Genomic DNA, 12,144 nt, shown 5'->3' on the forward strand with positions numbered 1-12,144 from the left:
CTATGCTCGCCCTCGGCAAACTGCTTGAACTGACCCTCGCCGGCCGTGAACCGGCGGAGAAGACTCAACTGACTGTCGAAGGCGTGCGTATGCGCTGGTTGAGCGAGGGTGCGCTGGAAGTCCGGCCACCCGAAGCGCGCGACAATGGCCTGGACCTGCTGCTGTCAGCGGGGATCCACGGCAATGAAACAGCGCCGATCGAATTGCTCGATCGCCTGTTGCATGACATCGCTCGCGGCGATCTGAAGCCGCGCGCACGTATTCTGTTCCTGTTCGGCAATCCCGACGCCATTCGCCGCGGCGAGCGTTTCGTCGAGCAGGACGTCAATCGGCTGTTCAATGGCCGTCACGAACAAAGCAGTGGCAGCGAAGCCTTGCGCGCTTGCGAACTGGAGCGGCTGGCGGCCAGTTTCTTCAGCCTGCCGGATCGCCAGCGCCTGCACTACGACCTGCACACCGCGATCCGTGGCTCGAAAATCGAGCAGTTCGCGTTGTATCCGTGGAAAGAAGATCGCCAGCACTCACGCCTGGAACTGGCGCGCTTGCGCGCCGCCGGCATGGAAGCGGTGCTGCTGCAGAACAAACCGTCCATCGTCTTCAGCTCCTACACCTACGACAAGCTCGGTGCGGAGGCCTTCACGCTCGAACTGGGCAAGGCGCGGCCGTTCGGGCACAACGATGGGGTGAATGTCTCTCTGCTGGAAACCCGCCTGAAACAGATCATCGAAGGCACCGAGCCGGAATCGACCGAAGAGGCGCTAGACGGTTTACAGCTGTTTAGCGTGGCGCGGGAAATCATCAAGCACAGCGACAGTTTCCGCCTGAACCTGCCGGCGGACATCGAGAACTTTTCGGAACTGGAAGTGGGTTACCTGTTGGCCGAAGACATCGCCAACACCCGCTGGATCATCGAAGAAGAGGGCGCCCGGATCATCTTCCCGAACCCCAAGGTCAAGAACGGCCTGCGCGCCGGCATCCTGATCGTGCCGACGACCGACGAAAACCTGGCCTGAATTCACTGCATGACCCCTGTGGGAGCGGGCTTGCTCGCGAAAGCGGTGTGTCATTCAAGCAATTCGCTGACTGACACACCGCTTTCGCGAGCAAGCCCGCTCCCACATTTGATTTGAGTGAGGCCTGGAGCCTCACCCAACCTGCTTTTTCGGTGTTTAGACCGCTACTGCGCGAGGCTCGCTGCGACGCAATGCGCGAATCTTGCTCAGCGTATCCGCGCACGTCTTCGCCGCTTCCTGGCCTTTATGCACGAAATGCTCGAAGAAGAACTTATGGTGCAGTTCTTCACCGGCATGGAAGTGGTGTGGGGTCAGGGACACCGAGAATACCGGCACTTCGGTTTCCAGTTGAACCTGCATCAGGCCGCTGACCACGGACTGGGCAACGAATTCGTGGCGGTAGATCCCGCCGTCCACCACCAGGGCAGCGGCGACAATGCCGGCATAACGGCCGGTCTTGGCCAGCAGCTTGGCATGCAAGGGCATTTCAAAGGCACCACCGACTTCAAAGAAATCGATGTCGGATTCCTGATAACCCTGGGCAATCATTTCGGCGACGAAGCCTTTACGGCTCTGGTCAACGATATCCTTGTGCCAGCAGGCCTGGATGAACGCGACGCGCTCGCCGTGATGGTGTTTGCTTTTGCTGTCGATTGCGGTGGGTTGCATGTTCTGACTCCTGTTTGTGTGAAAAACAGGGCGTTATGAATCGAATGGGATTTAAGGGTACGCACGCTCGCACGAGTGCCTGCGGACGGCCCTTTGGCGCCAATCCCGTTCTCTCTTCATCCGGACTATGACCGTCGGCCCCGGGATCACACCGGGTCTGCTGACCTTGCTGCCAGTCACCGCCGAAGCCTTGCCGTCACCAAGCGCTCGCGGGCTATGCGCATTGCGCGCAATTACCGCCGGTGGGGAGTTGCACCCCGCCCTGAGAACGTTTTGCCGCCAGAATGTTGGGCGGCGCAGCGTTTTTAACACATATTTCCCACCTGTGCATTGCTGCTATCTGATGATTGCTATCGATTTTTTCGTCAGTTCAAGAAGCCTTTTCCTACCCAAGGGTTGATTATTGAGCGACATGACCGCAGTAATTCCTACCTGAAAGGGATTTCCCCCTGCTTACCGAGGCCAGATTCATGAGCGTTATCGATCTTCGCAGCGACACCGTCACCCAACCCACCGCCGGCATGCTCGACGCGATGGCCACCGCGGCCACCGGTGACGATGTGTATGGCGAAGACCCGACGGTCAATCGCCTGGAAGCCGAGTTGGCCAAGCGCCTGGGTTTTGCCGCCGCCCTGTTTGTTCCGACCGGCACCATGAGCAACTTGCTGGGTTTGATGGCCCACTGCGAACGCGGCGACGAATACATCGTCGGTCAGCAGGCCCACACCTATAAGTACGAAGGTGGCGGTGCGGCGGTGCTTGGCTCGATCCAGCCGCAGCCGCTGGAAGTTCAGGCCGATGGATCCCTGGACCTGGCGCAGGTCGCCGCCGCGATCAAGCCGGACGACTTCCACTTCGCCCGCACCCGACTGCTGGCGCTGGAAAACACCATGCAGGGCAAGGTTCTGCCGCTGGAATACCTGGCCCGTGCTCGCAACTTTACCCGTGAGCACGGATTGCAGCTGCACCTGGACGGCGCGCGGCTGTACAACGCGGCGGTCAAGCTGGGTGTCGATGCCCGGGAAATCACCCAATATTTCGATTCTGTCTCGGTTTGCCTGTCCAAGGGCCTGGGCGCGCCGGTCGGTTCGGTACTGTGCGGCTCGGTCGAGTTGATCGGCAAGGCGCGGCGCCTGCGTAAAATGGTCGGTGGCGGCATGCGCCAGGCCGGGATTCTGGCGGCTGCAGGCTTGTATGCTCTGGACAATAACGTTCAACGCCTGGCAGACGACCACGCCAACGCACAATTGCTGGCCGATGGCCTGCGCGCGGCGGGTTTCGAGGTCGAGCCAGTGCAGACCAACATGGTTTACGTGGCGATGGGCGATCAGGCCGGGGCGATCAAGGCATTTGCCGCCGAGCGCGGGGTCAGGCTCAGTGCCGCCGCGCGGCTGAGGATGGTCACGCACATGGACGTCAGCCGTGAACAAATCGAGCAGGTCGTCGCGACATTCGTCGACTTTTCGCGCAAGTGATAGCGTTAGCCGTCCAATTGACCGTTTCTATCGTATAAACACGCTGTACCCCGCGCGCAGGGCCGATATAATGCGGCCCTTTGCCGTCGCTTCGTCTGTTGACGTTTCGAACAGGCCTTTGGCCGCAGCCTCCGTGGAAGAACCTAATGAAAAGCGCAGAAATCCGTGAAGCCTTCCTTCGCTTCTTCGAAGAGCAAGGCCACACCCGTGTAGCCTCCAGCTCTTTGATTCCGGGCAACGACCCAACCCTGCTGTTCACCAACGCGGGGATGAACCAGTTCAAGGACTGCTTCCTGGGCCAGGAAAAACGCGCGTACACCCGCGCCGTCAGCAGCCAGAAATGCGTGCGCGCCGGCGGCAAGCACAACGACCTGGAAAACGTCGGTTATACCGCCCGTCACCACACCTTTTTCGAAATGCTGGGTAACTTCAGCTTCGGCGATTACTTCAAGCGTGACGCGATCACCTACGCCTGGAACTTCCTGACCTCCGACCAGTGGCTGAACCTGCCAAAGGAAAAGCTCTGGGTCACCGTCTACGCCAGCGATGACGAGGCGTACGACATCTGGACCAAGGAAATCGGCGTTCCGGCCGAGCGCATGGTTCGCATCGGCGACAATAAGGGCGCGCCATACGCGTCCGACAACTTCTGGACCATGGGTGATACCGGCCCGTGCGGCCCTTGCACCGAGATTTTCTACGATCACGGCGCCGACATCTGGGGTGGCCCACCGGGCTCGCCGGAAGAAGACGGCGACCGTTACATCGAAATCTGGAACAACGTGTTCATGCAGTTCAACCGCACCGCCGACGGCGTGTTGCACCCGCTGCCAGCGCCGTCGGTGGACACCGGCATGGGCCTGGAGCGGATCAGTGCCGTGCTGCAGCACGTTCACTCGAACTATGAAATCGACCTGTTCCAGAGCCTGCTGACCGCATCGGCCAAGGCCATCGGCTGCACCAACGACGCCCAGGCTTCCCTGAAAGTCGTGGCTGACCACATTCGTTCCTGCGGCTTCCTGATTGCCGACGGCGTGCTGCCGTCCAACGAAGGTCGTGGCTACGTGCTGCGCCGGATCATTCGTCGCGCTTGCCGCCATGGCAACAAGCTGGGTGCCAAGGGCAGCTTCTTCTACCAGATCGTTGCGGCCCTGGTCGCCGAGATGGGCGAAGCCTTCCCTGAGCTGAAATCCCAGCAGGCGCACATCGAACGCGTACTGAAAGCCGAAGAAGAGCAGTTCGCCAAGACCCTGGAGCAGGGCCTGAAAATCCTCGAGCAGGACCTGGCCGAACTCAAGGGCGACGTGGTGCCTGGTGATGTGGTGTTCAAGCTGTACGACACCTACGGTTTCCCGATGGACCTGACCGGCGACATCGCTCGCGAGCGTAGCCTGACCATCGACGAAGCGGGTTTCGAACGCGAAATGGAAGCCCAGCGCGTCCGTGCACGTTCCGCCAGTTCCTTCGGCATGGACTACAACAGCCTGGTCAAGGTCGACGTCGACACCGAGTTCACCGGTTACCACGCCACCAGCGGTTCGGCGAAAGTCGTTGCTCTCTATAAAGACGGGCAGTCGGTCGACGTATTGAGTGAAGGCGAAGAGGGCGTGGTGGTGCTGAACCAGACCCCGTTCTATGCCGAATCCGGTGGCCAGGTGGGTGACTGTGGTTATCTGCAGGCTGGCGCTTCGCGTTTCGACGTGCGTGACACCACCAAGACCGGCGGGGCATTCCTGCATCACGGCGTCCTGGCATCGGGCAGCCTGATCGTTGGCGCACCGGTGGAAACCCACGTCGAAGCCGATGTGCGCCATGCCACTTCGCTGAACCACTCGGCCACTCACCTGCTGCACGCCGCGTTGCGCAAAGTGCTGGGCGATCACGTTCAGCAGAAAGGCTCGCTGGTCGACAGTCAGCGCCTGCGCTTTGACTTCAGCCACTTCGAGGCGATCAAGCCTGAGCAACTGAAAGCGCTGGAAGAAATCGTCAACGCCGAGATTCGCAAGAACTCCGCCGTTGAAACCGAAGAAACCGACATCGAAACCGCCAAGCAGAAAGGCGCCATGGCGCTGTTCGGCGAGAAGTACGGCGACAGCGTGCGCGTGCTGAGCATGGGCGGCGATTTCTCCGTCGAGCTGTGCGGTGGCATCCATGCCAACCGTACCGGCGACATCGGCCTGCTGAAAATCATCAGCGAAGGCGGTGTGGCGTCGGGTGTGCGTCGTATCGAGGCCGTCACTGGTGCCGCGGCACTGGCCTACTTGAACGCAGCGGAAGAACAACTCAAGGAAGCGGCCAACCTGGTCAAGGGCAGCCGCGACAACCTGATCGACAAGCTGTCGGCTGTGCTGGAGCGCAACCGTCTGCTGGAGAAGCAACTCGAGCAGTTGCAAGCCAAGGCGGCCAGCGCGGCTGGCGACGATCTGTCGGCGCAAGCGCTGGATGTCAAGGGTGTGAAAGTGCTGGCCGTGCGTCTGGACGGCCAGGATGGCAAGGCGCTGCTGGCGCTGGTCGATCAGCTGAAAAACAAACTCGGTCGCGCAGTGATCCTGCTCGGCAGTGTCCATGAGGAAAAGGTCGTTCTGGTTGCAGGCGTAACCAAAGACCTGACCGGCCAACTCAAAGCCGGTGATTTGATGAAGCAAGCCGCTGCGGCAGTGGGCGGGAAGGGCGGCGGTCGTCCAGACATGGCGCAGGGCGGCGGTACCGACGCTGGCGCACTGGATGCCGCACTGGCGCTGACCGTTCCATTTGTAGAGCAGGGTTTATAAGGCAGTGTGCCCGGCCCGCAGTCTAGTGGCGGGCCGGAACGCTGTTTGAGTGATTATTTGGGCGCCCTTCATGGGGCAGAGGCGGCTTTGAAATGGCTTTGATCGTACAGAAATTTGGAGGCACCTCGGTCGGCACTGTCGAGAGAATCGAACAGGTCGCCGACAAGGTTAAGAAATTCCGCGATGCCGGCGATGACCTGGTGGTTGTGCTGTCTGCAATGAGCGGCGAAACCAACCGTCTGATCGATCTGGCCAAGCAAATCAGTGGTGACGGCCAACCGGTTCCTCGTGAGCTGGATGTGATCGTGTCCACCGGTGAGCAGGTGACGATCGCCCTGCTGGCCATGGCGCTGATGAAGCGCGGTGTGCCAGCGGTGTCCTACACCGGCAACCAGGTACGGATCCTGACGGATAGCGCGCACAATAAAGCGCGTATCTTGCAGATTGATGACCAGAAGATTCGCGGCGACCTGAAGGCCGGTCGCGTGGTGGTCGTCGCCGGATTCCAGGGCGTCGATGAGCACGGCAACATCACCACCCTCGGTCGTGGCGGTTCCGACACTACCGGCGTGGCGCTGGCGGCGGCCCTGAAGGCTGACGAGTGCCAGATCTACACCGACGTCGACGGTGTCTACACCACCGACCCGCGTGTGGTGTCCGTGGCTCAGCGCCTGGACAAGATTACCTTCGAAGAGATGCTGGAAATGGCCAGCCTCGGTTCCAAGGTGCTACAGATCCGTGCGGTGGAATTCGCCGGCAAGTACAACGTTCCGCTGCGCGTACTGCACAGCTTCAAGGAGGGTCCGGGCACCCTCATTACTATTGATGAAGAGGAAACCATGGAACAGCCGATCATTTCCGGCATCGCTTTCAACCGCGATGAAGCCAAGCTGACCATCCGTGGCGTGCCAGACACCCCGGGCGTTGCGTTCAAGATTCTCGGCCCTATCAGCGCCGCGAACATCGAAGTCGACATGATCGTGCAGAACGTCGCGCACGATAACACCACTGACTTCACCTTCACTGTGCACCGCAATGACTACCAGGCCGCACAAGGCGTGCTGGAGAACACCGCGCGTGAGATCGGTGCCCGTGAAGTCGTTGGCGACACCAAGATCGCCAAGGTATCGATCGTCGGCGTTGGCATGCGTTCTCACGCAGGCGTAGCCAGCCGCATGTTCGAATCCCTGGCCAAGGAAAGCATCAACATCCAGATGATCTCGACCTCGGAAATCAAAGTCTCCGTCGTGATCGAAGAGAAGTACCTGGAATTGGCTGTGCGCGCCCTGCACACAGCTTTCGATCTGGACGCACCGGCCCGCCAGGGCGAGTGATGCGTTTGCCAAAGGGCGCGGTCTGACCGCGCCCTTTGTTTTTTTGAATGGCGTGGCCCTCGAGGCTGTTCTTTTGCTCGCGCTAGTCAATACTCAGGCATGTAGGCCATCGACCATATTGGTTGTAGGTTTAGTGCCTTTTTTTTGCAGACTGTTGTCCCTGAAATGTAATGCGTGAGGAGAAAGGTATGTTGATTCTGACTCGTCGGTGCGCAGAAAGCCTGATTATTGGTGATGGCGAAATCACTGTGACCGTGCTCGGCGTCAAAGGAAATCAAGTGCGTATCGGGGTGAACGCCCCTAAAGAGGTGGCTGTCCACCGTGAGGAAATTTACCTGCGCATCAAGAAAGAGAAGGACGAAGAACCAAGCCATTAATTTTTATCGTTTTTTATGTTTGCAAACGGGGAAAAGGTTGGTTAAGATACGCCCCGTGTTGCGGAGAGCTGGCCGAGTGGCCGAAGGCGCTCCCCTGCTAAGGGAGTACACCTCAAAAGGGTGTCGGGGGTTCGAATCCCCCGTTCTCCGCCATTATTTGCGTAGTACGTTGTAATCTGGCTTCTTCGGTAAGTTGTTGAAATTACTAGAAAAAAGCGCTTTACAAACAGATTGAACGGCCTATAATGCGCGGCAACAAATGCACTCGTAGCTCAGCTGGATAGAGTACTCGGCTACGAACCGAGCGGTCACAGGTTCGAATCCTGTCGAGTGCACCATTTAAGAGTTGTTTGCAGCAATGTAAATGACTTGGCTTCAACCAGTTGTGATCTGGTATAAAAACACAAATGCACTCGTAGCTCAGCTGGATAGAGTACTCGGCTACGAACCGAGCGGTCACAGGTTCGAATCCTGTCGAGTGCACCATACAACAGAAAGCCCGCATTTAATGCGGGCTTTTTGCCGTCTGGGATTTGGCTTTTCCTTTCGTGCATCCTCTCTCGTCGAATTCAATGTTAGCGCTACGACCCCGTTTGGTTTCGTAGCGGTAGTTTGTGCTCGAGTTCCGAATACTGATTTTGTCTGGTTTGCCGAGAGCGCTTTCGACGTCTTGCTGGCTCATGCCAGCGATAATCCGTTGATTGATGATTGCTGCACGGCGCTCCTTGTTGCTGATCAGGTTTCCACATTTGTCCTCGGTCTTGCCGACGACCGTTGGATCTCGCCTGCTGATGTTCTTGCCTGGTACGCCGCGACTCTCCACTTCAGGCATTAGCGCCGTGACGGTATTGCCCGGTGTGAAGGTGCGTACTTGCTGCAGTGACAGGTTGTCGTCGGGGGCACAGCTCAATGTCGTGAAGGTGATGTGTCCGCTCGCCGCCTCGCATCGATGAATGGACGTGGCAAAAGCCCAGGGCGGGGAGAGCAGGGTGATAAGGAAAAAATACTGTGCATTCGATGGCATCGAGCGTCCTCCGTGACGATTCCCCTCAAGCGTAGCTGCTCCATTTTTCCTGAGCGTGTGTTTTCTTTTCTGGATGAGTCGTCGGAGTTTCAAGGATCAGGACAGTGCTCAAGATTGTCTTGCAAGCGCTTGTTTAAGCCGCGATTTTTTAACATTTGAAACCGTCAGGCGGTGTATCATTGCGCCCGTCAGCCCCGCCGGGGCTTGTGGAATACCTCCATGGACTTACCCAGTAGTTACTCAGTAAAACGTTTTTCCAATCATGAACTGACTGATTGATCCTTCCGGCGTGTTCCACTGCTGGGAGTGGAGTTCGCCTATGTCTGAAGTTGAAGTAAAGAAAACACAGGAAAGCTTGCAGGACCGCCTCGCTCAAGTCATCGAGCTGTTGCAGCGTCAGCGAGTGGTAGAAGACCTGACTCACCGCCAGGAAGGCCCGCATCACGATCGGGTCGAGAACCTGGTTCACCGGCAGAACCTCGTCGAGTTGCAGCGAAAGCTCGATGACCTGCACTCTGCCGACGTCGCCTATATCCTTGAAGCCCTGCCGCTGGACGATCGACTGACGCTCTGGCAATTGGTCAAGGCTGATCGCGACGGCGACATTCTTCTCGAAGTATCCGACTCGGTCCGTGAAACCCTGATCGCCGACATGGACGATCACGAGCTCCTGGCTGCGGCCAAGGACATGGATGCCGATGAACTGGCGGACCTGGCCTCGGAGCTGCCGCGGGACGTTGTCCATGAGTTGATGGAGACCCTGGACCAGCAACAACGTGAGCGCGTGCGTTCAGCCCTGTCCTATGACGAGGAGCAGGTCGGTGCATTGATGGACTTCGAGATGGTGACAATCCGCGAGGATGTCAGCCTTGAAGTGGTACTGCGTTACCTGCGTCGCCTCAAGGAATTGCCAGGTCATACCGATAAGCTGTTCGTGGTCGATTACGACGGTGTCCTCAAGGGCGTGTTGCCGATCAAGCGTTTGCTGGTCAATGACCCGGACAAACAGGTTTCTGAAGTCATGGCCAGTGATCCGGTGAGTTTTCATCCGGACGAAGAAGCTTACGATGCTGCCCAGGCGTTTGAGCGTTACGACCTGATTTCCGCGCCCGTGGTCGACAAGAACGGCAAGCTGATTGGTCGTCTGACCATCGATGAAATGGTTGACCTGATTCGTGAAGAGAGCGAAAGCGAAGTTCTCAACATGGCGGGTCTGCGCGAAGAAGAAGACATTTTCGCGTCGGTGTGGAAGTCGTTGCGTAACCGTTGGGCCTGGCTGGCCGTGAACTTGATCACCGCATTCGTTGCATCTCGTGTCATTGGCCTGTTTGAAGGCTCCATCGAAAAACTCGTGGCACTGGCGGCACTGATGCCGATCGTGGCGGGCATCGGTGGTAACTCGGGTAACCAGACGATCACCATGATTGTTCGAGCCATGGCACTGGACCAGGTGAGTACCGGTAATACTTCGCGGCTCATGCGCAAGGAATTGGCAGTAGCTTTGATCAATGGTGTTGTCTGGGGTGGGGTGATCGGCGTTGTGGCTTTCCTGCTCTATGGCAGTTGGTCTTTGGGAGTGGTGATGACGGCTGCCATGACACTTAACTTGCTGCTTGCGGCGCTGATGGGGGTTTTGATCCCAATGACGCTTGCACGACTTGGTCGTGATCCGGCGATGGGCGCCAGCGTGATGATCACTGCCATGACTGATAGTGGTGGCTTCTTTATCTTCCTTGGGCTGGCAACGATCTTCCTGCTCTAGGTCTCTCGTTCTGAAACCCGCCTTAAGGCGGGTTTTTTTTTGCCTGAATTTCAGGCAAAAAAAAGCCAGCGATTAGCTGGCTTGAGCGTTCAGTGCAAGTCAGGTGGCGTCAGCGGCCATTTCAGCATCATGAGCAATGAGTGAAACAAGGGCATTTTGCTGGCGATGGGAGAGTTGGCGGAAGCGTTGCAACAATTCGCGTTCGTGCAAAGAAAGCTCTGGGCTGTCCAGGCGCATGCTCAGTTCTTCCCCTAGCGCACCTTCCTGAATAAGGCTCTGCTCAAGACGCGCGATGATCTCGGAGTTCATGCTGCGGTGATGATTGCGAGCGACCTCGGCAATGCGTTCACGCATTCCGTCTGGCAGACGTACGACAAACTTGTCAGCTGTACGGCTGGAATAAACTGCCTGTTTCAATGGGCGCATATATTTAACCGGTTAGTTCAGGGGAGCGGTTCTCGGGATTGGCCGCAGGATGTCTGATACGACAAGCGCAACGGCCAAATGTTCAACCTGAATTGATAGAGGCTCGCATCATGCCTCAAAGTTGCCAGATCATTGGCGTCAATTCTGTGACAAATATTGAACTGGATAAAGGCGTTCTGCCAGCACCAATTATCAGAAATGCGGACTGGTTTGGAAAGCTGTCCAGGTCCGTATCGCTGGCCGCGTGCTCTGCCCGACAGTGGAGGTAAAAATCTGTGGGGCAAACCTTGCGAGTTCGATCACTGTTCCTTGTCTTTACAGAATAGTGGCAAATGGCCGATTTACTAGCGGTGAATGGTGGGTGAGTGGTGTTTAGGCTGAATGGCAGGCGGGTCTGTCAGGTGAGGCGCGGGAGTGGGGAGAGGGGGCTTGCGAATCCGTTCGTTCTGGCTTCTGTCACACTTCTGCTTTGGTGATGAGCATGTGATGGGTCGCCAATAGAGGGTACGGTAAAATCCTCTGGCCTGTGGCGCAGCTGCCTACACTTAAAAAGCACCACGGACGACATGACAAAGGCTGGCTTGCCCGTTAACATGCACGCCGTCTACCGCTTGCGTATCCTCGCTGGCAACTTGTGTCTCAGTAGCTCAATTGGATAGAGCATCCCCCTCCTAAGGGGAAGGTTGGCAGTTCGAACCTGCCCTGGGACACCACGCTATTCCTGCTTTTCCTTACTTCTGTGTTTGCTGCTGTTAGCAATTGACGATGCGCTGTCTGGCTGGCTGTGTACTTCTCCTATATAGAAGGAGTGGATCGTTTCCTGCTTTTTGCGGATTATTGATAGAAAACCCAAATCAATGCTTGACGGCAGATTTCAGATGTCTATAATTCGCCCCACTTCCGGCGCAGTCGAAACGGAAAACTCCTTGGTAAACAATGAGTTGCGTAGATTTCGACAGCAAGTTGCTTCAGGTCATCGAAGCCAAAAGGGAGTTGAAAAAGAGGTGTTGACAGCAGCGTGTAACGCTGTAGAATTCGCCTCCCGCTGACGAGAGATCGAAAGCGCAAGTGGTTGAAGTTACAAAGGAAACTTTGAAAACTTCTGAAAATAACCACTTGACAGCAAATGAGGCTGCTGTAGAATGCGCGCCTCGGTTGAGACGAACATCTTAACCAACCGCTCTTTAACAACTGAATCAAGCAATTCGTGTGGGTGCTTGTGGTATCAGACTGCTAGTCAACAGATTATCAGCATCACAAGTTACTCCGCGAGAAATCAAAGATGTAACCAAC

General features: G+C 57.2%; 9 protein-coding genes, 4 tRNA genes and 1 riboswitch. Of the genes, 10 read left to right on the plus strand and 3 right to left on the minus strand.

Features of this window, described 5'->3' with window-relative positions:
- Positions 1 to 2 precede the first annotated feature (2 nt).
- Entirely contained in the window at positions 3 to 1,013 is a 1,011-nt protein-coding gene (gene astE, locus F8N66_RS23605) for a succinylglutamate desuccinylase (protein WP_150772458.1), read from the plus strand.
- A 156-nt stretch (positions 1,014 to 1,169) separates the two neighbouring features.
- Here astE and F8N66_RS23615 read toward each other — a convergent pair whose 3' ends face one another.
- Positions 1,170 to 1,682 (minus strand): 6,7-dimethyl-8-ribityllumazine synthase, encoded by a 513-nt coding sequence (locus F8N66_RS23615; RefSeq protein ID WP_150772460.1) that lies wholly within the window; start codon positions 1,680 to 1,682, stop codon positions 1,170 to 1,172.
- 103 nt (positions 1,683 to 1,785) lie between these two features.
- A riboswitch (FMN riboswitch) is annotated at positions 1,786 to 1,956 on the minus strand.
- Positions 1,957 to 2,152: 196 nt separating this feature from the next.
- On the opposite strand from F8N66_RS23615, the gene ltaE reads away from it, so the two are divergent.
- From ltaE to F8N66_RS23650, 7 genes are all read left to right on the plus strand, one after another.
- The gene (gene ltaE, locus F8N66_RS23620) at positions 2,153 to 3,157 is read left to right on the plus strand and encodes a low-specificity L-threonine aldolase (protein WP_150772461.1); all 1,005 of its coding nucleotides are present in this window, start codon (positions 2,153 to 2,155) and stop codon (positions 3,155 to 3,157) included.
- A 146-nt stretch (positions 3,158 to 3,303) separates the two neighbouring features.
- A complete protein-coding gene (gene alaS, locus F8N66_RS23625; RefSeq protein WP_150772462.1) occupies positions 3,304 to 5,928 on the plus strand; it encodes an alanine--tRNA ligase in 2,625 nt (874 codons plus the stop codon).
- Positions 5,929 to 6,020: 92 nt separating this feature from the next.
- A complete protein-coding gene (locus F8N66_RS23630; protein ID WP_137808005.1) occupies positions 6,021 to 7,262 on the plus strand; it encodes an aspartate kinase in 1,242 nt (413 codons plus the stop codon).
- A 188-nt stretch (positions 7,263 to 7,450) separates the two neighbouring features.
- Entirely contained in the window at positions 7,451 to 7,639 is a 189-nt protein-coding gene (gene csrA, locus F8N66_RS23635) for a carbon storage regulator CsrA (protein WP_002554426.1), read from the plus strand.
- A 62-nt stretch (positions 7,640 to 7,701) separates the two neighbouring features.
- Positions 7,702 to 7,792: transfer RNA gene (locus F8N66_RS23640), tRNA-Ser, on the plus strand.
- A gap of 108 nt (positions 7,793 to 7,900) precedes the next feature.
- Positions 7,901 to 7,977, plus strand: a tRNA-Arg gene (locus F8N66_RS23645).
- Between the two features lie 71 nt (positions 7,978 to 8,048).
- Positions 8,049 to 8,125 (plus strand) — tRNA-Arg (locus tag F8N66_RS23650).
- A 19-nt stretch (positions 8,126 to 8,144) separates the two neighbouring features.
- On the opposite strand, the gene F8N66_RS23655 is transcribed toward F8N66_RS23650, so the two are convergent.
- Positions 8,145 to 8,663: an outer membrane protein assembly factor BamE gene (locus F8N66_RS23655; protein ID WP_150772463.1), complete on the minus strand. Its 519-nt coding sequence runs from the start codon at positions 8,661 to 8,663 to the stop codon at positions 8,145 to 8,147.
- Between the two features lie 319 nt (positions 8,664 to 8,982).
- On the opposite strand from F8N66_RS23655, the gene mgtE reads away from it, so the two are divergent.
- Positions 8,983 to 10,425: a magnesium transporter gene (gene mgtE / locus F8N66_RS23660; protein ID WP_150772464.1), complete on the plus strand. Its 1,443-nt coding sequence runs from the start codon at positions 8,983 to 8,985 to the stop codon at positions 10,423 to 10,425.
- A gap of 99 nt (positions 10,426 to 10,524) precedes the next feature.
- On the opposite strand, the gene F8N66_RS23665 is transcribed toward mgtE, so the two are convergent.
- Complete coding sequence (locus tag F8N66_RS23665; RefSeq protein WP_150772465.1) at positions 10,525 to 10,851, minus strand: Arc family DNA-binding protein; 327 nt, start codon at positions 10,849 to 10,851, stop codon at positions 10,525 to 10,527.
- A gap of 636 nt (positions 10,852 to 11,487) precedes the next feature.
- On the opposite strand from F8N66_RS23665, the gene F8N66_RS23670 reads away from it, so the two are divergent.
- Positions 11,488 to 11,564: transfer RNA gene (locus F8N66_RS23670), tRNA-Arg, on the plus strand.
- Positions 11,565 to 12,144: the final 580 nt, after the last annotated feature.

Origin of the sequence: Pseudomonas fluorescens (assembly GCF_902498195.1) — a bacterium.
Lineage (GTDB): Bacteria > Pseudomonadota > Gammaproteobacteria > Pseudomonadales > Pseudomonadaceae > Aquipseudomonas > Aquipseudomonas fluorescens_BU.